Source organism: Roseateles sp. FW301-B2, from assembly GCF_058788955.1.
The window spans coordinates 115517-139159 of the sequence record NZ_JBYTBE010000012.1; the positions used below are offsets into that span (position 1 = coordinate 115517).

Genomic DNA, 23643 nt, shown 5'->3' on the forward strand with positions numbered 1-23643 from the left:
GCGGCTCGTTGGCTCAGCGGTAGACCGGGAACTGACGCGTCAGTGCGGCCACCTTGGCGCGCACGGCTTCCAGATTCGCCTCGTCGCCCGGCTTGTCCAGCACATCGGCGATCAGGTGCGCGGTCTGGCGCACCTGATCTTCCTTGAAGCCGCGCGTCGTCATGGCCGGCGTGCCCAGGCGGATGCCGCTGGTCACCATGGGCTTTTGCGGATCGTTGGGAATGCCGTTCTTGTTGCAGGTCATGTGGGCCTTGCCCAGCAGGGCCTCGGCCTCCTTGCCGGTCAGGCCCTTGGGCCGCAGATCCACCAGCATGACGTGGCTTTCGGTACCGCCGGAGACGATGCGCAGGCCGCGCGCGATCAGGGTCTCGGCCAGCACCTTGGCGTTCTTGACCACCTGTTCCTGGTAGGTCTTGAATTCCGGCGTGAGCGCCTCCTTGAAGGCCACCGCCTTGCCAGCGATCACATGCATCAGCGGGCCGCCCTGGATGCCGGGGAAGATCGCGCTGTTGATCTGCTTGGCCACATGCTCCTTCATCAGGATGATGCCGCCGCGCGGGCCGCGCAGGCTCTTGTGGGTGGTGGAGGTCACCACATCGGCATGCGGCACCGGGTTGGGGTAGACGCCCGCGGCGATCAGGCCGGCGTAATGCGCCATGTCCACCATGAAATAGGCGCCGATCTCCTTGGCCACCTTGGCAAAGCGCTCGAAATCGATGCGCAGGCTGAAGGCCGAGGCGCCGGCGATGATGAGCTTGGGCTTGTGCTCGCGCGCCAGGCGCTCCATTGCGTCGTAATCGATGTCTTCCTGCTCCGTCAGGCCGTAGCTGACGACCTTGAACCACTTGCCGCTCATGTTCAGCGGCATGCCGTGGGTCAGGTGGCCGCCTTCGGCCAGGCTCATGCCCATGATGGTGTCGCCCGGCTGCAGCAGGGCGAAGAACACGCCCTGGTTGGCCTGCGAGCCCGAGTTGGGTTGCACATTGGCGTGCTCGGCGCCGAACAACTGCTTGACGCGGTCGATCGCCAGTTGCTCCACCACGTCCACGTACTCGCAGCCGCCGTAGTAACGCTTGCCGGGATAGCCCTCGGCGTACTTGTTGGTGAGCTGGCTGCCCTGCGCCTGCATGACGGCGGGCGAGGTGTAGTTCTCCGAGGCGATCAGCTCGATGTGGTCTTCCTGGCGCTGGTTCTCATTCAGCACGGCGGCCCACAGGTCGGGATCTACGTTGGCGAGAGTCGAAAGGCTGCGGTCAAACATGGTGTGATGCTGGCTGTACTCTAGGGTTGGAGCCCGGCGGCCACGTCACGACGTGGTGCAGGCTGCCCAGGCGAACGGCGGAAAAGCTGACACGAACCAGGGCCCATGGCAGTTCGCGCTCCCCGGTGGTCAACCACCTCGGGCCGGCATAACAGGGTATAGCGGCCTTCATCGCCAGTCGCGCGAAGGCTGCAGTGTAGCGGACGATTCCCGGCGGATTAGGGTTGCGCCGGGTGGGACAGTGCATCAATGTGCCAGCGCGATCCGCTCGTCCGACACGGCCGGCGCTGCCGGCTTGGCAACCGGCGGCCGGCCATTGGCCACCGCCTTGAGCTGCTCGTGCTCGGCCAGCACGCGGCCGGTATAGCCGGCGTCGTCCGGCAGGTTGGCGGCACCAACGTAATAGCGCAGACCTTCCTCCACACCGCCGGCGCGCTGGATGCATTCCTTCAGCACTTGCACGCCGACGCGCAGATTGGTGATGGGGTCGAACGCGGCGTGGTTGCCGCCGAAGACTTCGTACTTGTCGTCATGCACCCGGGTCATGACCTGCATCAGGCCCTGGGCGCCCACGGCGCTCTGCGCGAACGGGTTGAAGCCGGATTCGATGGCCATGATGGCCAGGATCAGCGTCGGTTCGACATGGGCGCGCTGCCCGATCTCGAAAGCCTCCTTGACCAGCCTGCTGACGGGCTCGGGCGCCACCTTGTAGCGGCGTGCCAGCCACATGGCCACGGCGGCCTGCTGACGCGGCAGTTCCTTGGGGTCGGTGGCGGTGGCGCGGCCGATCGCGTCAGGCTCGGCCAACGTGCTCAGCATGTCGCCGGAGGCCTCGGCACGGGCCTCCTGGCGTGCATGCAGCCAGCCAAAGACCTCGCCTTCCAGACGCTGGCGCAGATCGGCCTGGCTGTAGAACACCATCAAGGCAGCAACCAAGGCAAAACCCAAAAGGGCAAACGTGTTGTGGCTCACCACCAGCAGACCCTGGCCGATGTCCTTGACGAACAGGGACAGGGCAGTGCCGGTATCGCGGGCCAGGGATATCAGACTTTGACGCGCTGTCATGCGACTCCTTTCTTCTCCGTCCGGCGGCGAGCCCTGGCACTCGGCCATGGCTGTTTGCCCGACAGTGATAATGGGCCGGCTTGTCGCAACGCGGATCCGGTCGGATCCAGGCGCTGCTGCTCGGCGTCCATCGGCAGCGGGGCGTCTGCAAGCTCCCACACTCGCAGACACGGGTTATCCCTGAATGATCTCAGGAATGGGCGGATTCTAGGTGGCAAAAATAACCCGTCAAGCTTATGGCTGTGGTCTCTAATTACTATTTGTTATGAAATACAGAGATCTGCGCGACTTCATGGCTGGTCTGGAACGCATCGGAGAATTGCGCCGAGTCGACCAGCAACTGTCGGTCAAGCTTGAAATGACCGCTTTGAGCGACAGAGTATTGCGCGCCGAAGGGCCTGCCTTGCTGTTCGAGCGGCCCGAGGGCTATGCGATTCCGGTTCTCGCCAATTTGTTTGGTACCCCTAAACGGGTGGCGCTGGGCATGGGCGCCGACAGCCTGGCCGAGTTGCGCGACGTCGGTCATGTGCTGGCCAGCCTGAAGGAGCCCGAGCCGCCCAAGGGGCTCAAGGATGCGGGGCGGCTATTGCAAATGGCCAAGGCGCTGTGGGACATGAAACCGCAGCTGGTGCGGCATGCGGCCTGCCAGGAAGAGGTGTTCGAAGGGGCGGACGTGGACCTGAAGCGCCTGCCGATCCAGACCTGCTGGCCCGGCGACGTGGGGCCGCTGCTGACCTGGGGCCTGGTGGTGACGCGCGGCCCGCAGGCCGTGCCGCACGCGCGACTGCGCCAGAACCTGGGCATCTACCGCCAGCAACTCATCGGCAGGCGCCAGCTCATCATGCGTTGGCTGGCGCACCGCGGAGGCGCGCTGGATTTTCGCGATTTCGGCCGTGCCAATCCCGGCCAGGCCTTCCCGATCGCGGTTGCCCTGGGTGCCGATCCGGCCACCATCCTGGGCGCGGTCACGCCGGTGCCCGACAGCCTGTCCGAGTACCAGTTTGCCGGCCTGCTGCGAGGGGGCCGTACCGAATTGGTGAACACCTCGGTTGGCGAGGCCGGGCGCCTGCTGCAAGTGCCCGCCAGCGCCGAGATCGTGCTGGAGGGGCATATCCCGGCAGCGCCCAAAGGCTATGTCGGGCAGAGCGAGGACGGCATCCCGCTGAAGGAGCTGAACGGCTATCTGCACGCGCTGGAAGGCCCGTTTGGAGACCACACCGGCTACTACAACGAGCAGGACTGGTTCCCCGTGTTCGAGGTGCAGCGTCTGACCCAGCGCCACGAGCCCATCTACCACTCCACCTATACCGGCAAACCGCCCGATGAACCCGCCGTGCTGGGCGTGGCGCTCAACGAGGTGTTCGTGCCCATCCTGCAGAAGCAGTTCAGCGAGATCGTGGACTTCTACCTGCCGCCCGAGGGTTGCAGCTACCGCATGGCGGTGATCTCGATCCGCAAGGCCTATCCGGGCCATGCCAAGCGCCTGATGTTCGGGCTCTGGAGCTTCCTGCGCCAGTTCATGTACACCAAGTTCATCGTGGTGGTGGACGAGGACGTCAATATCCGCGACTGGAAGGAAGTGATCTGGGCCATCACCACGCGCATGGATCCGGTGCGCGACACCACCCTGGTGGACCAGACGCCGATCGACTACCTGGACTTCGCCTCGCCGGTGAGCGGCCTGGGCGGCAAGATGGGCTTGGATGCCACCAACAAATGGCCCGGCGAGACGGCGCGCGAATGGGGTCGGACGATCAGCATGCCTGCGGCCGTGGAAGCACGCGCGGCCGATCTGTTTGCGCAGCTGTTCGATTCGACCCAGGTCAAGCCCGGATAAACCAGGGGCCGCTTGGCCTTGAAAGCCCTGCGGCACTCACCTACTGTTGGAGGGCCTTTTCAGGCAAAACCTCTGGCGCAGTCTCTGCGCGCCAGGAGCCCTGCGGCAGCTAGCTGTAGAGCCCCAACCGGCGGCGTCAGCCGTCCACCCCTTCCAGGCGCAGGCTTGGGAGGGGTTTCTATTTGTACTGGCTGTACTGGCGCTCAATGTCCCAGCCTCAGTGCCAGCCACTCGTACACCGCATAGCGTGTCCTGGCCAGGCCTTCGCTGGATGGCAAGCAATCCAGCAGTTCGATGGGGGCATCGGGGGCGCGCAGCCCCACCGGAGCGGCGATCAGTTCGACCTGCTCACCGAAGGCGAGGCGGAAGTGATGCAGGGCGCGCGGCATATGCTGGGCATGTGTCACCAGCACCAGGCGGCGCAAGCCCGTCGGCTTGAGCAGGGCGGCGCTGAAGCGTGCATTGTCTCGGGTGTCTTTCGCCTGGCTCTCGAGCCACTGCAGCCGTAGGCCCAACAGTTCGCGGGCATAGACCTCGGCAAGCTCGGCCTCGCTCTTGTCCCCCGGCTGGCTGTGGCGACTCAGGCCGCCCGTGAATGCCAGCGGCAGCTGGGACTGCTTGGCCAGCCAAGCGCCATAGTTGAGCCGTTCGATCGAGAGGGGCTTGAGCCAGCCCGACCGAACCTCGGGCACATCCTGGCGCGCCCCGCCGCCCAGCACCAGGATGGCGGTGTGTTGCGCCAGCTGCGGGTCGGCCGGCGCCGGCAGGGGCCATTGCAGCGCCGGTGCTTGCGGCCCGAGCAGCAGGCGCGTCACCGCGACGGCGCCCACCTCGGTACAAGACAGCCAGACCCCGCCTAAACCAAGGACCACCAAGACGCTCGCCCAAGCGCGGGCGCGCTGCCGCAGCAACCAAGCCAGCCAGATCAGCAGCAGCAGCGGCGCCGGTGGCAGGCTGAGGGCTTGCGCCAGGTTCCGCAGGCTGGCCCCGAGGCTTTCATCAAGAATCATTGCCGGCAGTATCGCGTAGCCGCGTAGCCTCGGGATAATGGTGGTCGACTCCCGCCATCAAGACACACATGACCCTGACGAAACGCGCCCTCTGGTTGAAACGCTTGGGCGCTGCGGCGCTGGCCTTGCTGGGCCTGCTTTTGCTGCTCAGCTGGGCCCTGCCGCGCTGGATTGAAAGCCGCGGCGTCGAGCAGGCCAGCCAGATGCTGGGCCGGCCCGTGCACCTGGAGTCGGCGCGCTTTGAACCCTGGCGCCTCGGCCTGGTGCTGAACGGCCTGCGCATCGATGGCCCGGCCGGCAGCGATGCGCCGCTCTTGAGCCTGCGCCGTCTGGATGCGGCGCTCTCGCTGCGCTCGATCTGGCATTTCAGCCCGGTGCTGGCCTCGCTCCAGATCGAGGCGCCGGTGCTGCGCCTGAGTCGCCTGGCGCCGGGGCGCTACGACATCGACGACCTGATCCAGCGCTTCGGTGCCAGCGCGACGCCCGACCAGGCGTCATCGTCGTCGGGCGTTGCGCTCTACAACATCCAGCTCAGCGAGGGTCAGGTCTTGCTGAACGATGTGCCGGCAGGCGGCCAGCATGCCTTGAGCGAGCTGCGCCTGCACCTGCCCTTCATCTCCACCCTGGAGACCGACGTCGAGGTGCATGTGCAGCCGCTGCTGTCCGGCCGGCTGAACGGGGTGCGCTTCCAGAACAAGGCCGATGCCCAGCCCTTTGCCAAGACGCGCAGCGCACAGCTGACGCTGCATCTGGACGAGCTCGACCTGAAGCCGTATCGCGGCTACTGGCCCAAGGCCTTGCCGGTGAGCCTGAGCCAGGGCCTGGTGGCGGCGGATCTCGCCGTCAACTTTGCCAAGCCCGAGGGGAAGCTGCCCAGCGTCTCCATCAGCGGCAGCATCCGAACCCGCGACCTGGCGCTGCAGCAGGGCGAGCAAGCCCTGCTGGCATGGCAGGCGCTGACGCTGCAACTGGCCGATGTGCAGCCGCTGCTGCGCAGCGTCAAGCTGGCCGAGCTGAGCTGGCAGGCGCCGGTGCTGCAGCTGCGCCGGCGCGCCGACGGGCGGCTGGCCCTGCCTGGCCTGACCGATGCATCGGCCCCTGCATCGGTCCCCGCAGCAGCGCTGGCGGCCCCGTCAACCGATCGCCCCTGGCGCCTGCAGCTGGATCGCTTCACCCTGGCCGGCGGGCAGCTCGGCTGGCGCGACGAGAGCAGCAAGCCCGCGGCCGAGCTGGGCCTGCGGGACCTGAATCTGAAGCTCGCGCAGCTGCAATGGCCGCTGGCCGGCGAGGCAAGCCTGGAACTGCAGGCGCTGCTGTCGCCCCCTAACGCCGCCGACACGGCCCGCCTCAGCGCCCAGGGCCGCCTGCGCCCGGCGGGTATGGATGTCGACGCCGCGCTGCAAGGCCTGCAACTGGGCTGGTTCGCGCCCTATACGGCGGCCCTCTCGCCGCTCAAATTGCAGGGCCTGGCGCAGGCCGAGGCACACCTGGCCTGGCCCATCGGGGACAGCGCTGGCGTCGCGCCGAGCCTCACGCTGAACAAGCTGAGCCTGGAAGGCTTGAAGGCCTGGGAGCGCGCCGATGGTGGCGCCGCGGCCCGCGCCGTGCCCAGCCTGCAATGGGCCTCCGTGCAGCTGGACCAGGCTGAATTCGACCTGGGCAAGCGCAGCGCCAGCCTGGGTCAGCTGAGCATCGCGGAGCCGCGCCTGGCGCTGCGCCGGGCGGCCGACGGGCGCTGGAACCTGCAATCCTGGCTGTCCGCCGGGGCGGCGGCCCCGAGTTCCTCCAACTCGGCTACCTCGGCCGCAACGCCTGCCACAGCGCCACCACCCTGGGCCGTCAAGCTCCGCGCCCTGCAGCTCAGCAAGGGGCGCGTGAGCCTGCAGGATGCCCTGGCGCATCCGGTGGACGAGCATGCCGCCGCCGAGCAAGGCATCCTGGTCGATGAATTGAAGCTGGAGCTGGCCGATCTGGCCTGGCCGGCCAACGCCAAGTCGCCCAAGCTGCCGGCCTCGCTGAGCCTGGCGCTGGCGCCGCTGGGCGCTTCCGCGGCCAAGCCCGCCGAGCGCGGCCGGCTCAGCTGGCGGGGCAAGCTGGGCTTGCAGCCCTTCGCGCTGCAAGGCGCTTTGCGCGCCGAGCGCCTGCCGCTGCAACTGCTGGACGCCTATCTGGATCCCCAGCTGGGCCTGCACCTGGCGCATGCCGAGCTGGGCCTGAAGGCCCAGCTGAGCCTGGCCAGCGCTGCCGAGGGCCTGCAGGCCCAGCTGGATGGCGATCTGCTGCTGGGCGATCTGCGCCTGCAGCAGGCGCGCTTGCGCGAGGGGCAGCGCGTGCTCGGCGAAGACCTGCTGAACTGGCAGGCACTCAATCTGGCGGGGCTCAAGCTCGCGCTGCAGCCCGGCCAGGCGCCGCGCGTGCAGGTCGAGCAGGCCAGCCTGAGCGACTTCTATGCGCGCCTCATCATCAACGAGGAGGGCCAGTTCAATCTGCGCGACCTCGGCACGGCCGAGCGCCAGCAGGTGGCGGAGGTGGCCGCCGCTGCATCCGCGGCCGCCTCGGCCGCCGCCGCCGCGGCGAGCGCGCCCGCGGGCCTGGGCAAGCCCGTCATCAGCGTGGCGCAGACGCGCGTGTTGAACGGCCGGGTCGATTTCAGCGACCGCTTTATCCGCCCCAACTACAGCGCCAAGCTGAGCGATCTGAATGGCGCTCTGGGCGCCTTCAGCTCGGAGCGCAGCGAGATGGCCGAGCTCAACCTGAAGGGGCGCGTGGCCGGCACCGGCCTGCTGGACATCAGCGGGCGCATCAACCCCGGCGTCTCGCCGCCCACCATGGACCTGAAGGCCAGCGCCACCGACATCGAGCTGGCGCCGCTCTCACCCTATGCCGGCAAGTACGCGGGCTACGCGATCGAGCGCGGCAAGCTCTCGACCCGGCTGCAATACCGCATCGAGCCGGGCGGGGCGCTGCAGGCCGAGAACCAGGTGATCCTGAACCAGCTCACCTTCGGCGAGCGCATCGACAGCCCCGACGCCACCAAGCTGCCGGTGCTGCTGGCGGTGGCCCTGTTGAAGGACAGGCATGGCGTGATCGACGTCAACCTGCCCATTAGCGGCTCGATCAACGATCCGCAATTCAGCGTCGGCGGCCTGGTGTTCAAGCTGATCCTGAACCTGCTCGGCAAGGCGCTGACGGCGCCGTTCTCGCTGCTCGCGGGCGGCGGCGGGCCGGATCTGAGCCAGGTGGAATTCGTTCCCGGCGCGCCGCGCCTGGCCGAGGCCGCCGCGCCGGCGCTAGACAAGCTGGCGCGTGCCCTGCTGGACCGCCCGCAGCTCAACCTCACCGTCACCGCCTACGCCAATCCGGCCGCCGAAAGCCAGGCCATGCAGCAGCTGCATGTGGAGCAGCTGCTGGTGCAGGAGCGGCGCCGCGAGCTGCAGCGCCAGCAGACCGCCCAGGCCCAGGCCGACGCCGAGAGCGGCAGCATCAGCCTCAGCGAGGCCGAGCGCCAGCGCCTGCTCAAGCAGGTCTATGGTGCCGCCAAGCTGCCGGGCAAGCCGCGCAATGTGATCGGCCTGGCCAAGGACATCCCGCCGGCCGAGATGCGCGCGCTGCTGGCGGCCGACCACAAGGTCACGCCCGAACTGCTGCGCCAGCTGGCGCTGGAGCGCGGCGTGGCGGTGCGCGACGCATTGATCGCGCGCGGCGTGCCCAACGAGCGCTTGTTCGTGGCCTCGCCCAAGCTGGTTGCTGCCGAAGAGAAGGCCGAGGCGGGTGGCGAAGCCAAATCCTGGATGCCGCACGCGGACCTGACGCTGGCCGCACAATGAGCGCTCATGCCGGGCTATGCTGCCCGGCAACCTGAATGGAGATCCTGCAACGTGGGCCATGCCGCTAATTCCATGAACGACGACGGCGAACAACTCATCACCCTGGGTGGTGGCTGCTTCTGGTGTCTGGAGGCCGTGTACGAACGCGTGCAGGGCGTGCTGGGCGTCGAGTCGGGCTACAGCAATGGCCATGCCCAGCAGCCCGCGTACGAGCAGGTCTGCTCGGGCTCCACCGGCCATGCCGAGGTGGTGCGGGTGCGCTTCGACACGCAGCAGATCAGCCTGCGCGAGATCCTGGAAATTTTCTTCGTGATCCACGACCCGACCACGCTGAACAGCCAGGGTGCCGACGTCGGCACGCAGTACCGCTCGGGCATCTACTTCCACAACGCCGCGCAGGAACAGCTGGCGCGCGAGGTGCTGGACGAGGTGCAGCATCTGCATCACGGCCGTGCCGTCACCGAGCTGCAGCCCGAGCGCAACTACTGGCCCGCCGAGGCCTATCACCAGCATTACTACGCGCGCCATCCCGACCAGGGCTACTGCGCCTTCGTGGTGGCCGCCAAGGTGGATAAATTCCTCGCCACCTTTGCCCGCCTGGTGCGCCGCGCTTCCTGAGGCCGCGCGCATGATGATCGAGACCAGGCGGCTGGCCTACGCCTATGCCGGGGGCGCGCGGCTCGGCTTTCCCGACCTGTGCTTGCCCGCCGGCGGCCACCTGCTGCTGCAGGGCCCCTCGGGTTGCGGCAAGAGCACCTTGCTGGCCCTGCTGGCCGGGCTGCTGAGCGCAAGCGAGGGCGAGCTGCGCGTGGCCGGCACCGAGCTGGGGACGCTCAGCGCCCGCGCGCGCGATGCCTGGCGCGGCCGGCAGCTGGGCTTTGTGCCGCAGCGCCTGCACCTCAGCAGCAGCCTGAGCGTGCGGGAGAACCTGGCGATGCCCTATGTGGCGGCCGGCCTGCCGCCCGACGCGGCGCGCACCGCCAGCCTGTTGGCGCGGCTGGGCATTGCCGCGCTGGCGCAGCGGCGCCCGCACCAGCTCAGCGTGGGCCAGGCGCAGCGCGTGGCGCTGGCGCGTGCGTTGTTGCGCCAGCCGCGCCTGCTGCTGGCCGACGAACCCACCGCCAACCTGGATGACGCCGCCGCCGCGGCGGTGTTAAACCTGCTGGCCCAGTCGGCCGAGCAGGAGGGCCTGAGCCTGGTGCTGGCCACCCACGACGCCCGCGTGGCCAGCATGATGGCCGCCTTGCCGGGCCTGCAGACGCTGCGCCTCGCAGGAGTATCGGCATGAGGCTGGCGGCGCTGGCCTGGCGCTATCTCTGGTCGCGGCCGCTGGCCAGCCTGCTGAACCTGGCGCTGCTGAGCCTGGGGCTGGCGGCGATGAGTTTCGTGATGCTGTGCAGCGAGCAGCTGGAGGCCGGGCTGCGGCGCGACCTGGCCGGCATCGACCTGGTGGTGGGCGCCAAGGGCAGCCCGATGCAGATCATGCTGGCGGGCGTGTTCCACCTCGATGTGCCGACCGGCAACATCCCCCTACAGACATTGACGCAACTGCGCGCCCAGCCGCTGGTGGCGCGCGCCATTCCGCTTGCGCTGGGCGACAGCCTGCGCGGCTACCGCATCGTTGGCACCGAGCCCGACTACCTGGCCCAATACCAGGCCGAGCTGGCGCAGGGCGCACTGTGGCAGCAGCCGCTGCAGGCGGTGCTGGGCGCCGAGGTGGCGCGCCGGACCGGGCTGCGCGTGGGCGACCGCTTTGCCGGCAGCCATGGCCTGGGCAGCGAGGGCGAGGCCCATGCCCAGCGGCCCTACCAGGTGGTGGGCGTGCTGAAGGCCACGGGCAGCGTGCTGGATCGCCTGGTGCTGACCGATCTGGCCTCGGTCTGGGCGCTGCACGGGCATGAGGGAGACGCGGAAGAAGCGAACGCGGTGGATGAGCGCGAGATCACCATGCTGCTGCTGAGCTACCGCAGCCCGCTGGCGGCGGTGAGCCTGCCGCGCTGGGTGAATGCACAGCCGGGGCTGCAGGCGGCCGCACCGGCGCTGGAAACCGCGCGCCTGTTCCGCATGCTGGGCGTGGGCGCCGAGGTCTTGCGCGGTTTCGCCATCGTCTTGCTGCTGGCCTCGGCGCTGTCGGTGTTGGTGGGCCTGCTGAGCGCGGTGCGCGAGCGGCAGGGCGATCTGGCCATGCTGCGCATGCTGGGCGCGCCGGCCTGGCGGGTGGCGGCCCTGGTGAGCCTGGAGGCCGTCTGGCTGGCGCTGCTTGCCAGCGGCCTGGGGCTGGCGCTGGGCCATGCCTTGGCCGAAGGCCTGGGCCTGCTGCTGGCCGAGCAGCAATCGCTGCGCCTTGGCGGCGCCTGGTGGAGTGCCTGGGAATGGGCGGTGCCGGGCCTGGCCCTGCTGCTGGCGCTGGCGAGTGCGGCCTGGCCGGCCTGGCGCGCCTTCCGCCTCGACGTCACCGAGCTGCTGCAGAGCCCGCGCTAAGTTCCTGTTCGCCCCCCGTTCAGCCGCCGCGGCGGCCGTAGCGGCAACAAGGCACAATGAGGTCGTGAGGATGTATCCATGAATTCCAGACGCTGCTTTTCGATCGTCGCTGTCCTAGCCCTGACGCTGGCCCTGATGCAGGGCATGGCGGGAGCGCAGGCGCAGAGCCCCGCCATCGGCCAGGGCCCCGGCTATCACGACCCGCGCAGCCCCTTCAAGCCCCTGCAGGAGCGCGAGGGCATCGTTGCCTGGCAGTTGCTGTCCTCGGTGACGACCAAGGCCGAGAAGAACCGCCTCGTGCCGACCTTCCCGGGCTCGGTGCAGGCGCTGGACAAGCAGAAGGTCAAGGTGCAGGGCTTCATGCTGCCGCTGGAGCCCGGTGACAAGCAGCGCCATTTCCTGCTCTCCTCGGTGCCCACCAGCTGTTCCTTCTGCGTGCCCGCCGGCCCCGAGGGCCTGGTGGAGGTGCGCAGCAAGAATCCGGTGCGCTACACGCTCGAGCCGGTGGTGGTGGAGGGCACGATGGCGGTGCTCAGCGACGACCCTTACGGCATGTACTACCGCGTCAGCGACGCGCAGCAGCAAGGCAACTGAGGCGCATGCCGCAGCAGCCGCAACACCATCCCCGGTCATCGCGCCTGCGTGCGCAGTGGCTGGCCTGGTGCTGCGCCATCAGCCTGCTGGCCTTGCAGGGCCTGGGCCTGTGGCACCGCACGGTGCACATGCCCGCGCTGGCCAAGACGGTGCAGCTGGCCGCGGCGGTGGCGGGCGAAAGCCTGGGTCACAAGATCGGCAGTGCCGATTGCCAGCTGTTCGACCAGTTCACCCAGTTCGACCTGCTGTGCGCCCATGCGGCGCCGGCCCTGGTCCTTGATGCGCCCGCCGTCCCGGCGGCGCGGGCGCCGGCGGCAAGCCCGCTGCAGCGCCATTGGTCGCGCGCGGCGCGCGGCCCGCCCGCACTCGCCTGAGCCTTAGCCCAGGTTCCGCCCGGCCCGCCCGGGTGGCGTCGCCCATGCAGGCCCGCGCGCGCCGGCCTGCCCGGGCGTCTCATCGAGTGTCTCTTCATATGCCCATTCTCAATTTCCGGCCTGGCCTGCTGGCCCTGGCCCTGGCCGCCATCTATCCCCATGCCGCGTCGGCGCAGGGCGCGGCGGCCGACAAGGAACGCCTCAGCACCGTGGTGGTGACCGGCAATCCGCTCGGCAGCCAGGAGCTGGCGCCGGCCAACCATGTGCTCAGCGGCGATGCCCTGGTGCTCAGCCGCGGCGCCAGCCTGGGCGAGAGCCTGGAGGGCCTGAGCGGCGTGGCCTCCACCTATTTCGGCCCCAATTCCAACCGCCCCAGCATCCGCGGCCTGGACGGCGACCGCGTGCGCATGCTCAACAACTCGGGCGCCTCGGTGGACGCCTCCAGCCTCAGCTTCGACCATGCCGTGCCAGTCGATCCGCTGGTGATCGATCGCATCGAGGTGCTGCGCGGCGCCGCCGCCTTGCTCTATGGCGGCAATGCCATCGGCGGGGTGGTCAACACCCTGGACAACCGCATCCCGCGCCTGGCCCAGCCCGGCCTGGGCGGCGCGGCCGAATTGCGCCTGGGTGGCGCCGCCCGCGAGCGCAATGCCGCGCTGGTGCTGGACGGCGGCGCCGACAGCCTGGCCTGGCATGCCGATGTCTCGGGCCGCCGCGCCGGCGACCTGTCGGTGCCGCGCTTCGGCAACGCGGAGGCGGGCTGGTCCGACCATGTGCGCAACTCCGCCAGCGACAGCCACAGCGCCGCGCTGGGTGCCTCCTGGGTCCAGCCCCAGGGCTATGCCGGCCTGGCGCTGGACGACTACCGGCAGGATTACGGCGTCACCGTCGAGCCCGATGTGACGGTGCGCATGCAGCGCCAGCGCATCGCCAGCGCCGGTGAATGGCGTGTGGCCGACGGCCCGCTGCGCAAGCTGCAGTGGCAGCTGAGCCGCTCGCGCTACGAGCACCAGGAAGTGGAGGGCGACGGCGCGGTGGGCACCACCTTCAAGAGCCGCGGCACCGATGCCCGCGTCGAGGCCGCGCATGCGCCGCTGGGCGCCTGGCATGGCGTGCTGGGTCTGCAGGCCGAGCGGTCCGACTTCTCGGCGCTGGGCGAGGAGGCCCTGGTGCCGGCCACGCATACCGCCGCGGACGCGGCCTTCGTGCTGGAGCAGGCCAAGTTCGGCGCCGCCGGCATCGCGCTGGGCCTGCGCGCGGAGCGCGTGCGCGTCGCCTCGGACGGCGATGCGGACACGGGCGCGGCCGCCGAGCCCAGGTTCGGCGCCGCCGCGACGCGCCGCTTCAGGCCGCACAGCTTCTCGCTGAGCGGCAGCCTCGAACTGCGGCCGGGCTGGACGCTCAGCGCCAACCTTAACCGCAGCCAGCGCGCACCGATGTATTACGAGCTCTTTGCCAATGGCCAGCATGTGGCCACCGGCGCCTTCGAGCGCGGCGACAGCGCGCTCGCGCTGGAGAGTGCCAACGCCGGCGAGCTGGGCCTGCGCTGGGCCGAGGGTGCCAACAGTTTCTCGGCGCAGCTCTACGAAACCCGCTTCGGCAACTACCTGGCGCTGGCGGCCACCGGTGCCAGCGAGGAGGTCGGGGGTCAGGTCTTGCCGGTGTACCAGTACCAGGGCGTGCGCGCGCGCCTGCGCGGCTTCGAGCTCGAGTTCAAGCATGCGCTGCCCGCGCTGGCCGCCTGGCAGCTGGGCCTGGCGGCGCAGCTCGACGCGGTGCGCGGCGAAGACCTCAGCCATGGCCAGCCGCTGCCGCGCCTGGCACCGCTGCGCGCCGGCCTGACGCTGGATGCCCAGCGGGGCCCCTGGAGCCTGAAGCTGGACTGGCGCCTGGCCGCGCGCCAAAGCCGCGTGCCGGCCCTGGATCAGCCCACCGCCGGCTACGGCCTGCTGCGCCTGAGCCTGGCGCGCCAGCTGCGCTACGGCGATCTGGACGCGCTCTGGTACCTCAAGCTCGACAATCTGGGCGACAAGCTTGCCTACAGCGCCAGCAGCATTGCCACCATCCGCGCGCTGGCACCGCTGCCGGGGCGCAGCATCCACACCGGGCTGCAAGTGCGCTTCTGAGCGGCGCGCCGGGCTCGATCAGGGAGCCAGGCGCTCCTGCAACCAGCTGCCATCCGCCTGCAGGCGGTAGCGCAGCCGGTCGTGCAGGCGCGACTTGCGCCCCTGCCAGAACTCCCAGCTGTCGGGCACCAGGCGGAAGCCGCCCCAGTGCGGCGGCCGCGCCGGGCTGAGCCCATGTTGGACGGCGGCCTTGGCGGCATTGGCCACCAGCACCGCGCGCGAGCTGATCACCTGGCTTTGCGGCGAGGCCCAGGCGCCCAGGCGCGAATCGAGCGGCCGGCTGGCGTAATAGGCATCGGACTCGGCGGCGCTGACGCGTTCCACGCGGCCCTCGATGCGCACCACCCGCTCCAGCTCCACCCAATGGAACTGCAGCGCGGCAAAGGGGTGCGCGGCCAGCTCGCGGCCCTTGCGGCTGTCGTAATTCGTGTACCAGACGATGCCGCGGGCGTCATAGTCCTTGATCAGCACCACCCGTGTGGAGGGTCGCCCATCCGCGCCCACGGTGGCCACCGTCATCGCATTGGGCTCCGGCACCTCGGCCGCCAGGGCTTCGGTGAGCCAGCGCCGGAACTGCTCCAGCGGCGCCTGGGCCAGGGTGGATTCGTCGAGTTCGGCGCGTTCGTAGCTCTTGCGCAGGTCGGATAGCTTTTGACTCATGCCTCTAGTATCCGTCCCCGCAACCGGTGACGGTAGAAAGCCTTAAGTGAAGTTACCACTAGGCCCTGCAGGGGGCGGCGGGCATGCTTGCCGCAGGAGATACGCCCGCGGGCTTGTACAGAAGACGTTTGAACGAATGCGGGTGGTCGAGGGGTAGATGGAAGGACGATCCAGATGACAAAGCGGCGACCTGCAGTCGTCGTGCTTGCGGCGGGACGCGGCATGCGTTTTCGCGGCGCAGGGCACAAGCTGGAGCAATCCCTGGGCGACGAGACCGTGCTGGCCCGCACCATCGGCCAGGCCATTGCCAGCGGCATGCGCGTGGTGGTGGTGACCACGGCTGCGCTGGAGCCCAGCGTGAAACGCATGGTCGCGGCACGCGAGGTGGTGCTGGTGCCCGAGCTGAATGCGCGCGGCCAGCCCAATCCGCTCGGCATGGGCTTTTCGATTGCGGCCGGTGTCAGCGCCACCGGCGACGCCGACGGCTGGCTGATCGTGCCGGGCGATATGCCGATGCTGCGTGCCAGCAGCATGGTGGCGGTGGCACAGGCGCTCGAGCAGTACCCAGTGGCCTATGCGCAGTACCGCGGCCAGCGCGGCCATCCGGTGGGTTTCAGCGCCGAGCTCTATTCCGAGCTGGTGGGGTTGCAGGGCGACGAGGGCGCGCGCCGCCTGGTGGCGCGCTATCCGGCCCAGGCGGTGGATCTGGACGACCCCGGCGTGCTGCTGGATGTCGATACCGATGAGGACCTGGCGCGCGTGCGCGCCCACGCGGCCAGTCAACCCACCGGCGCTTCCTGAAGGCCCCCAAACCTGCCGCTGCGCGTCAGGCCCCCCGAGGGGGTCAAGCAAACTCGGGAGCGGCCCTTCGTTTACTTGAGAACGCCGGCCGGCAGCAGCCCATGCGCCATCGCCAGCGCCAGCTGGCGTTCCATTTCATGGTCGTGGATGCCGTGCTCGCGCAGGCCGGCGACCGAGCGCGCCAGATAGTCCAACGTGCTGCCATAGCGCCCCTGCGCGTGGCGCAGGATGTGCAGCAGCTCCGCATCGGCGATCGCGCCCACATAGCCGGGGCTCTTGCGCGAGAGCGTGAAGCTCAGGCCCTTGAAGCTGCCCGCCGGCGTGCGGCAATCCAGCCAGCGCGGGTCGTAGGAGCCCACCACCATCTCGCGCGCCCACAGCGCTTCCAGGACCTGCTGGCTGTGCGCCGGCGCCACGCGGTAGAGCAGGCCGCGGCAGCTGCCGCCCGACAGCAGGGTCAGCACCAGGCCCGGCTGGGTGCGGCTGCCGCGGTTCACCAGCGAGCGCAGGCGCAGCGCGCGGTGGTAGCCATGCACGGCGGCGGGCCAGCGCTCCAGCGCGCTGAAGCCGGGTTTCCAGATCAGCGATCCGTAGGCGAATACCAACAGGCCGCGCCGGCGGTCCCATTGCTGGCTGGCCAGCGCCAGCAGCCGCTGGCTGCGCGGGGGCAGGGCGTGCAGGAGATCGGCCAGGGCGCTGGGGTCGGCGGTGCTTGAGGACATGACGCTCATGCTGCCATAAGTGGCCCTGAGCACGACCGGCTTCGCCGGCGCCCTGGGGCTTGCCCGCTTGCCAGGCGCACGGCTGCGGCGAGAATGCGCGGCTCCGCCATGAATTCCAAGCTTCTTGCCCCACTGTTGCGCCTGAGTGCCGCGCTGACGCTGTGCGCCGGCCTGGCCGCGCCCGCGGCCGCGCAGGGCGAGGAGGCCTCGGCCACGCTGCGCAAGGTGCGCGACACCGGCGTGATCGTGCTGGGCTACCGCGTCGCCTCGGCGCCATTCTCCTACCTGGATGCCAAGCTCAAGCCGATCGGCTACTCGATCGACCTCTGCCAGCGCGTCATCGAGGCGGTGAAGAAGCGTCTGGAGCTGCCCGACCTGGAGGTGAAGCTGATCGCGGTGAGTTCGGCCACCCGCATGCCCCTGGTGGCGAATGGCAGCGTGGACCTGGAATGCGGCATCACCACCAATACCGCCGAGCGGCAGAAGACCCAGGCCTTCTCCATCACCACCTTCGTGGCCGAGAGCCGCCTGCTTTCCAAGCGCAGCGCCGAGATCCGCGGCCTGGAAGACCTGCGCGGCAAACCGGTGGCCACCACCATCGCCACCACCAGCATCCAGTTCCTGCACCAGGTGAACCAGAGCCGCCGCCTGGAGATGAAGATCCTGGGCGGCATGGACGACAAGGATGCCTTCCGCCTGCTGCAGACCGACCGTGCGGTGGCCTACGCGATGGACGATGTGCTGCTGCGCAGCGCGCTGGCCGGGGTGGCCAACCCGGGCGACTACGTGATCTCGGACGAGGCGCTCACCGTCGAGCCCTATGCGCTGGGCCTGCCGCGCGACGATGCGGGCTTCAAGCAGCTGGTCGACGGGGTGCTGGCCGACCTCTACAAGCGCGGCGAGATCCACGCCATCTACCAGCGCTGGTTCCTCGCGCCGATACCGCCGCGCGGCATCAATCTGCAGCTCGCCATGAACGAGGCCTTCAAGCGCGTCATCGCCAGGCCCACCGACTCGGCGGACCCGAACCACTATCGCTAACGGAACTTCTCCAGGTCGATGGCGTGGCGGTGCAGCTTGTCGTAGAGCGTCTTCTTGGCAATGCCAAGCATCTCCATCGCCACCGGCACCTTGCCGCCGGCGCGCCGCAGGGCCTGCTCGATGAGCGCTTTTTCCACCAGGTCCATGTGCTGGGCCAGGCTGGGCAGGCCGGCGCCGGCCTCGGCCGCGCTCACGCCCTCGCCGCTGCCGATCGCCAGCACGAAGCGGTCCGCAGCATTGCGGATCTCGCGCACATTGCCGGGCCAGTCGTGCGCCATCAGCTCGCGCAGGCGCTGCGGCGTCAGCTCCGGGGCAGGGCGCTCGTAGCGCGCGCAGGCCTGGGTCACGAAATGCTCGAACAGCAGCGGGATGTCCTCGCGCCGCTCGCGCAGCGGCGGCAGCTCCAGCGTCGCCACGTTGAGGCGGTAGTAGAGGTCGCCGCGGAACTTCTGCGCCTCGCTCAAGGCGCGCAGATCGGCCTTGGTGGCGGCGATGAAACGCACATTGATGGGCAGCTCGTCGTTGGAGCCCAGGCGCTCCAGGCGGCGCTCCTGCAGCACGCGCAGCAGCTTGATCTGCAGCGTGATCGGCATGGTCTCGATCTCGTCCAGCAGCAGGGTGCCGCCATTGGCATGCTCGATCTTGCCGATGCGGCGCTTGGCCGCCGAGGTGAAGGCGCCGGGCTCATGGCCGAACAGCTCGCTCTCGAACAGGGCCTCGGGCAGGCCACCGCAGTTGATGGCGACGAAGTGGCGGTCGCGCCGGTGGCTCTGGTCGTGCAGGCAGCGCGCCACCAGCTCCTTGCCGGTGCCGGTCTCACCCAGGATCATCACGTCCGCCGAGGTGTCGGCGAGGTTGAGGATCTGCGCGCGCACCTGCTCGATCGCGGCCGACTTGCCCAGCAGCACCGCCTCGATGCCGCTGCGCCGCTGCAGCTGGGCGCGCAGCTCGTCCACCGCCACGCGCAGCACGCGCTTGTCGAGCGCGCGCTTGACGGTCTCGACGAAGCGCTCGGGCGCGAAGGGCTTCTCGATGAAATCGTAGGCGCCGCTGCGCATCGCGCGCACCGCCATCGCGATGTCGCCATGGCCGGTGATCAGCACCACCGGGATGCCGGCGTCGGTGGCCATCACATGGTCAAGCACCGCCAGGCCGTCCATGCCGGGCAGGCGCACGTCCGTCACCACCACCAGCTGCGCGCCGGGCTGTATCGATGCCAGCGCCTCCTCGGCCGAGCCGCAGGCCTGCACCTCCAGGCCTTCCAGCTCGAGCGTCTGCGCCAGGCTGGCGCGCACCGGTGGGTCGTCCTCGATGAAGAGGACCTTGTAACCTTCAAACATGGGCATCCCTGTCGACCGCCTTGAGGTCGAAAACAAAACTCATCCCGGCGGCATGCGGGCCGCGACGCGCCCGCAGCGTGCCGCCGAACTCATGCACGATTTTCGTTGAGATCACCAGGCCCAGGCCGAGCCCCTGGCCGGCCGGCTTGGTGGTGAAGAAGGGCTCGAACAGGCGCGCGATCGCGGCGTCGTCCATGCCGGTGCCGGTATCGCTGACGCGCACCACCACGCGGTCGCCGGCGCGCGCCGCGCTGATGCCGACCCAGCGCTCGTTCGAATCCTTCACCGCGTCGAGCGCATTCGCCAGCAGGTTCACCAGCACCTGCTCGAGGCGGTTGCCGTCGCAATGCACCAGCAGCTCCTCGTGCACCTCGACGCGCAGGCGCACGCCTTCGGATTCGATGCGGTGCTCCATCAGCAGGCGCACATTGGTCACCGCCTCGGCCAGCGAGACCGGCGCATAGACCACCTCGGCCTTGCGCGCAAAGCTCTTCAGCTGGCGCGTGATGCGGCTCATGCGCTCGACCACGTCGTCGATCATGCGCAGGTTGTCGGCCACCGACTGGTGGCGGCCCTTTTCCAGCAGCTGCAGGCTGTTGCGCGAGAGCGCGCGCAGCGCGGTGAGCGGCTGGTTGATCTCGTGCGTGATGCCGGTGGACATCTGGCCCAGCACCGCCAGCTTGCCGGCCTGCATCAGCTCGTCCTCGGCCTGGATGCGCTGCGCGATCTGGCGTTTCAGCTCCTCGTTGGTGCTGCGCAGCTCGCGCGTGCGCTCGGCCACCACCCCCTCCAGCTGGCCATGCGCGAGCTGCAGCTCGTCGCGGGCGCGCGAGAGCTGCAGCAGCGCGCGCTTGCGCGAGGCCAGGTAGAGCGCCAGCATGCCCACGCTGGCGCCCACCGCGCCGCCGCCCCAGCCGGCATAGCGCGCCTGGGCCCAGACCTCGCTGGGGTCGGACAGCGCCAGCAGGCGCACGCCGGCAGTCACCGCGGCGCGCTGCTGCGCCAGCAGCTGGCGTGGCCGGCGGCCGACATCGGCATCGTCGCGCGGCGCCGGCACCAGGCTGCTGTCTTCCTGCTCCAGCACCTCGGGTGTCAGGCCGATGGGCTCCAGCGTCGCGCCGGCATAGCGCCCGCTGGCCTCGAGCTCGCGCCGGCGTTGTTCGTCGAGTTCGCCCAGCACGCGGTACTTCCAGCGCGGCACCGAGGACATGATGACGACGCCGCGCTCATCCACCACCAGCAGCTTCTCGCCCTGCGAGCGCAGCCCCAGGTCCACCCAGGTCGCCTCCAGCGGCGCGAGGTCCAGCTTCACCACGATCAGCGCCTGCAGGCGCTGGCCGCGGCGCACCGGATGCACCAGGTAGTACTCGGTGCTGGCCTGCTCGCGGTTGGCCGCAAAGAAATGGCCGGGCGCCTCGTTGAGCGCCAGCGCCTGCTTCAGCACCCCCGGCTCCACCGCCACATTGGCCTGGGCCTGGCTGCTGGACAAGACCTGACCCTGGGGGTTGGCGATGAAGCTCATCAGCGCGCCGGCACGCACATTGATGCGTGCCAGGCGCAGGCTGGCGCGCTGGCGCAGCGCGGCGTCGCCGGGGGCCTCGAGCATTGCCGCCACCTCCTCGTCGATGGCGATCAGGCTGGGCAGATAGGCATGGCGGGCCAGTTCGGCCTCCAGCATGGCCGCATACAGCTCCAGGCGCTCCGCCGCCACCGCGTTGAGCTGTGAGATGCCGTTGCGCTCGCTCCAGCGCTGGCCCAGCCAGAGCCCGGCGCCCAAGAGGATCAGGGTCAGCCAGACCATGAAGCTGGGGCGCAACAGCCGCCGCTGCAGCCGGGCCAGCCAGCCGGGCGTGAAGGCAAAGCGCAGGCCGCGCCAGGAGGAGGAATCTGCGAACACCATGAGCTTGCGTAGTGTGCCCAACATTCGGGCCGCCGGCGGCATGCCCCGCTGTCGCTCGCCATCGCCCGGCGCCGCCGTTCGCCCGGCCGGGCGCTGGTTTGTGCCGAAGTCCGCACGGTGCGGCGGGCGCCAGTGTCGATTTCCGCCCTCCCGGGCGGCGGTCGGGGGCGTGCCGGGCCCTTGGGCCCTGGGTGATCTCGGTGATTACCCGAAGCTTGTGATTTTTGGCACGGGTGTTGCAAACCCTGGCACCAGTCTGACGGCTCATCCGTCACAAAAAGGAAGTAAGCAGATGGAGACTTTTTTGCAACAGATCATCAATGGTCTGGTGCTCGGGAGCATGTATGCGCTCGTGGCACTGGGCTACACGATGGTCTACGGCATCATCAACCTGATCAATTTCGCCCATGGCGAGATCCTGATGGTGGGGGCACTCGTGAGCTGGACCGTGGTCAGCGCCCTGGCTGACACCGGCCTGCCGGGCTGGGCCCTGATGTTGGTGGCACTGCTGTGCGCCATCGTCGTGTGCACCCTGCTCAATTTCGCGGTCGAACGCATTGCCTACCGGCCGCTGCGCAACGCGCCGCGCCTGGCACCGCTGATCACCGCGATGGGCATGTCGCTGCTGCTGCAGACCCTGGCGATGATCGTCTGGAAGCCCAATCCCAAGCCCTTCCCGCTGCTGCTGCCCTCGGTCGCGATCGACCTGGGCGGGCCGGTGATCACGGTCACGCAGATCCTGATCCTGGTCATCACCGTCATCATCCTGGGCGGCCTGCTCTGGCTGGTGAACCACACCAAGCTGGGCCGCGCGATGCGCGCCACCGCCGAGAACCCGCGCGTGGCGGGCCTGATGGGCGTGAAGCCCGATGTGGTGATCTCGGCCACCTTCGTGATCGGTGCGGCGCTGGCCGCCGTGGCCGGCCTGATGTGGGCGGCCAACTACGGCACGGTGCAGCACTCGATGGGCTTCATGCCCGGCCTGAAGGCCTTCACCGCCGCGGTGCTGGGCGGCATCGGCAACCTCGCCGGCGCGATGCTGGGCGGGGTGGTGCTGGGCCTGATCGAGGCCATCGGTGCCGGCTACCTGGGTGACCTCACCGGCGGCGTGCTGGGCAGCCATTACGCCGACATCTTCGCCTTCGTGGCGCTGATCCTGGTGCTGACCCTGCGCCCCTCGGGCCTGCTGGGCGAGCGCGTGGCCGATCGTGCCTAAGGAGTACACGATGCAAAACAACAAACTGTTCGTCTTTCTGGCGGCCGCCATCGGCCTGCTGATCGTGCCGCTGTTCGTGCAGCAGCTGGGCAACGGCCCGGTGCGCATCCTGGACCTGGCCCTGCTCTATGTGATGCTGGCCCTGGGTCTGAACATCGTGGTGGGCTACGCGGGCCTGCTGGACCTGGGCTATGTGGCCTTCTACGCGGTGGGCTCCTACATGTTCGCGCTGCTGGCCAGCCCGCACCTGAGCGAGAACTTCGAGTCCATCCTGGCGATGTTCCCGGGCGGCCTGCATTCGCCGCTGTGGGTCATCATCCCGCTGGGGGCAGGTCTTGCCGGCTTGTTCGGCGTCTTGCTGGGCGCTCCGACGCTGAAGCTGCGCGGCGACTACCTGGCCATCGTGACCCTGGGCTTCGGTGAAATCATCCGTGTGTTCCTCAACAATCTGGAGCATCCGGTCAATATCACCAACGGCCCGCGCGGCATCGGCCAGATCGACGCGATCCACTTCTTCGGCATCGACCTGGGCAAACCGCTGGAAGTGTTCGGCTTCACGCTGCCGTCGGTGACGCTGTATTACTACCTGTTCCTGGCGCTGGTGGTGTTCACCGTGATCATCTGCTACCGCCTCGAGAACTCGCGCATCGGCCGCGCCTGGATGGCGATCCGCGAGGACGAGATCGCCGCCAAGGCGATGGGCATCAACACCCGCAACCTGAAGCTGCTGGCCTTCGGCATGGGCGCCACCTTCGGCGGCGTGGCCGGTTCGATGTTCGCGTCCTTCCAGGGCTTTGTGTCGCCCGAGTCCTTCAGCCTGCAGGAGTCGGTGATGATCGTGGCCATGGTGGTGCTGGGCGGCATCGGCCATATCCCGGGCGTGATCCTGGGTGCGCTCTTGCTGTCGGCGCTGCCCGAGGTGCTGCGCTATGTGGCCGGCCCGCTGCAGGAGATGACCGGTGGCCGCCTGGACGCCGCCATCCTGCGCCAGCTGCTGGTGGCGCTGGCGATGATCGGCATCATGCTCTCGCGCCCGCGCGGCCTCTGGCCCGCGCGAGAACACGGCAAGGGTGCGCCCCAGCCGGTGAGCAAGTGAGCAGCAAGGAGAGCAAAGCATGAGCCAACAAGAAACCGTATTGAAAGTCGCCGGCGTCTCCAAGCGCTTTGGCGGCCTGCAAGCCCTCTCCGAGGTGGGCATCCAGATCAACAAGGGCCAGGTCTATGGCCTGATCGGCCCCAACGGGGCCGGCAAGACCACCTTCTTCAACGTCATCACCGGCCTCTACACGCCCGACGCTGGCACCTTCGAGCTGGGCGGCGCGCCCTATGCGCCGACGGCGGTGCACCAGGTTGCCAAGACCGGCATTGCGCGCACCTTCCAGAACATC

The 23643-nt window shown here is 69.1% G+C and carries 20 protein-coding genes and 1 riboswitch; of the genes, 13 read left to right on the forward strand and 7 right to left on the reverse strand.

Annotated features, from left to right (window positions below):
- Window positions 1-13: 13 nt before the first annotated feature.
- Together glyA and AC3WQY_RS10785 are read right to left on the reverse strand one after the other, a co-directional pair.
- Window positions 14-1261: a serine hydroxymethyltransferase gene (glyA, locus tag AC3WQY_RS10780; RefSeq protein ID WP_492708202.1), complete on the reverse strand. Its 1248-nt coding sequence runs from the start codon at window positions 1259-1261 to the stop codon at window positions 14-16.
- Window positions 1262-1318: 57 nt separating this feature from the next.
- A riboswitch (ZMP/ZTP riboswitch) is annotated at window positions 1319-1453 on the reverse strand.
- Between the two features lie 54 nt (window positions 1454-1507).
- Window positions 1508-2326, reverse strand: coding sequence for a lytic transglycosylase domain-containing protein (locus tag AC3WQY_RS10785; RefSeq protein WP_492708204.1), 819 nt, complete (start codon window positions 2324-2326; stop codon window positions 1508-1510).
- A 265-nt stretch (window positions 2327-2591) separates the two neighbouring features.
- Between AC3WQY_RS10785 and AC3WQY_RS10790 the strand changes: the two genes are divergently transcribed.
- Window positions 2592-4163, forward strand: coding sequence for a UbiD family decarboxylase (locus AC3WQY_RS10790; protein WP_492708206.1), 1572 nt, complete (start codon window positions 2592-2594; stop codon window positions 4161-4163).
- A gap of 203 nt (window positions 4164-4366) precedes the next feature.
- Here AC3WQY_RS10790 and AC3WQY_RS10795 read toward each other — a convergent pair whose 3' ends face one another.
- On the reverse strand, window positions 4367-5173 hold the full coding sequence (locus AC3WQY_RS10795) for a YdcF family protein (RefSeq protein ID WP_492708208.1): 807 nt from the start codon (window positions 5171-5173) through the stop codon (window positions 4367-4369).
- 68 nt (window positions 5174-5241) lie between these two features.
- Between AC3WQY_RS10795 and AC3WQY_RS10800 the strand changes: the two genes are divergently transcribed.
- From AC3WQY_RS10800 to AC3WQY_RS10830, 7 genes are all read left to right on the forward strand, one after another.
- The gene (locus tag AC3WQY_RS10800) at window positions 5242-9000 is read left to right on the forward strand and encodes a DUF748 domain-containing protein (protein WP_492708210.1); all 3759 of its coding nucleotides are present in this window, start codon (window positions 5242-5244) and stop codon (window positions 8998-9000) included.
- 72 nt (window positions 9001-9072) lie between these two features.
- Window positions 9073-9618, forward strand: coding sequence for a peptide-methionine (S)-S-oxide reductase MsrA (msrA, locus tag AC3WQY_RS10805; RefSeq protein WP_285232104.1), 546 nt, complete (start codon window positions 9073-9075; stop codon window positions 9616-9618).
- A 13-nt stretch (window positions 9619-9631) separates the two neighbouring features.
- Window positions 9632-10288 carry an ATP-binding cassette domain-containing protein gene (locus tag AC3WQY_RS10810; RefSeq protein ID WP_285235638.1) on the forward strand — a complete coding sequence of 219 codons (657 nt, stop codon included), beginning with the start codon at window positions 9632-9634 and terminating at the stop codon, window positions 10286-10288.
- Window positions 10285-11481 carry an ABC transporter permease gene (locus AC3WQY_RS10815; RefSeq protein ID WP_285232105.1) on the forward strand — a complete coding sequence of 399 codons (1197 nt, stop codon included), beginning with the start codon at window positions 10285-10287 and terminating at the stop codon, window positions 11479-11481. Before AC3WQY_RS10810 ends, AC3WQY_RS10815 begins: the two co-directional genes overlap by 4 nt.
- Before the next feature lie 78 nt (window positions 11482-11559).
- Window positions 11560-12075, forward strand: coding sequence for a DUF3299 domain-containing protein (locus tag AC3WQY_RS10820; RefSeq protein ID WP_285232106.1), 516 nt, complete (start codon window positions 11560-11562; stop codon window positions 12073-12075).
- A 5-nt stretch (window positions 12076-12080) separates the two neighbouring features.
- Window positions 12081-12449: a hypothetical protein gene (locus tag AC3WQY_RS10825; protein WP_285232107.1), complete on the forward strand. Its 369-nt coding sequence runs from the start codon at window positions 12081-12083 to the stop codon at window positions 12447-12449.
- A 98-nt stretch (window positions 12450-12547) separates the two neighbouring features.
- A complete protein-coding gene (locus AC3WQY_RS10830) occupies window positions 12548-14575 on the forward strand; it encodes a TonB-dependent receptor (protein WP_492708213.1) in 2028 nt (675 codons plus the stop codon).
- An 18-nt stretch (window positions 14576-14593) separates the two neighbouring features.
- Here AC3WQY_RS10830 and pdxH read toward each other — a convergent pair whose 3' ends face one another.
- On the reverse strand, window positions 14594-15235 hold the full coding sequence (pdxH, locus tag AC3WQY_RS10835) for a pyridoxamine 5'-phosphate oxidase (protein WP_285232109.1): 642 nt from the start codon (window positions 15233-15235) through the stop codon (window positions 14594-14596).
- Between the two features lie 222 nt (window positions 15236-15457).
- Here pdxH and AC3WQY_RS10840 point away from each other — a divergent pair, with 222 nt between their 5' ends.
- On the forward strand, window positions 15458-16036 hold the full coding sequence (locus AC3WQY_RS10840; RefSeq protein ID WP_285232110.1) for a nucleotidyltransferase family protein: 579 nt from the start codon (window positions 15458-15460) through the stop codon (window positions 16034-16036).
- A gap of 71 nt (window positions 16037-16107) precedes the next feature.
- Here AC3WQY_RS10840 and AC3WQY_RS10845 read toward each other — a convergent pair whose 3' ends face one another.
- Entirely contained in the window at window positions 16108-16758 is a 651-nt protein-coding gene (locus tag AC3WQY_RS10845) for a gamma-glutamylcyclotransferase (protein ID WP_492708216.1), read from the reverse strand.
- A 108-nt stretch (window positions 16759-16866) separates the two neighbouring features.
- Between AC3WQY_RS10845 and AC3WQY_RS10850 the strand changes: the two genes are divergently transcribed.
- Entirely contained in the window at window positions 16867-17799 is a 933-nt protein-coding gene (locus AC3WQY_RS10850) for an amino acid ABC transporter substrate-binding protein (protein WP_492708218.1), read from the forward strand.
- Here the strand turns inward: AC3WQY_RS10850 and AC3WQY_RS10855 are convergent.
- Together AC3WQY_RS10855 and AC3WQY_RS10860 are read right to left on the reverse strand one after the other, a co-directional pair.
- A complete protein-coding gene (locus tag AC3WQY_RS10855) occupies window positions 17796-19139 on the reverse strand; it encodes a sigma-54-dependent transcriptional regulator (RefSeq protein ID WP_492708220.1) in 1344 nt (447 codons plus the stop codon). The two genes, AC3WQY_RS10850 and AC3WQY_RS10855, sit on opposite strands and share 4 nt — an antisense overlap.
- The gene (locus AC3WQY_RS10860) at window positions 19132-21039 is read right to left on the reverse strand and encodes a sensor histidine kinase (protein WP_492708222.1); all 1908 of its coding nucleotides are present in this window, start codon (window positions 21037-21039) and stop codon (window positions 19132-19134) included. The genes AC3WQY_RS10855 and AC3WQY_RS10860 overlap by 8 nt, the downstream gene beginning before the upstream one ends.
- A gap of 292 nt (window positions 21040-21331) precedes the next feature.
- Here AC3WQY_RS10860 and AC3WQY_RS10865 point away from each other — a divergent pair, with 292 nt between their 5' ends.
- The 3 genes from AC3WQY_RS10865 to AC3WQY_RS10875 form a co-directional block, all read left to right on the forward strand.
- Entirely contained in the window at window positions 21332-22255 is a 924-nt protein-coding gene (locus AC3WQY_RS10865; protein WP_285232115.1) for a branched-chain amino acid ABC transporter permease, read from the forward strand.
- 10 nt (window positions 22256-22265) lie between these two features.
- Window positions 22266-23351 (forward strand): ABC transporter permease subunit, encoded by a 1086-nt coding sequence (locus AC3WQY_RS10870; RefSeq protein ID WP_285232116.1) that lies wholly within the window; start codon window positions 22266-22268, stop codon window positions 23349-23351.
- Between the two features lie 19 nt (window positions 23352-23370).
- The coding region (locus tag AC3WQY_RS10875; RefSeq protein WP_492708225.1) for an ATP-binding cassette domain-containing protein at window positions 23371-23643 on the forward strand (273 nt) is incomplete at its 3' end.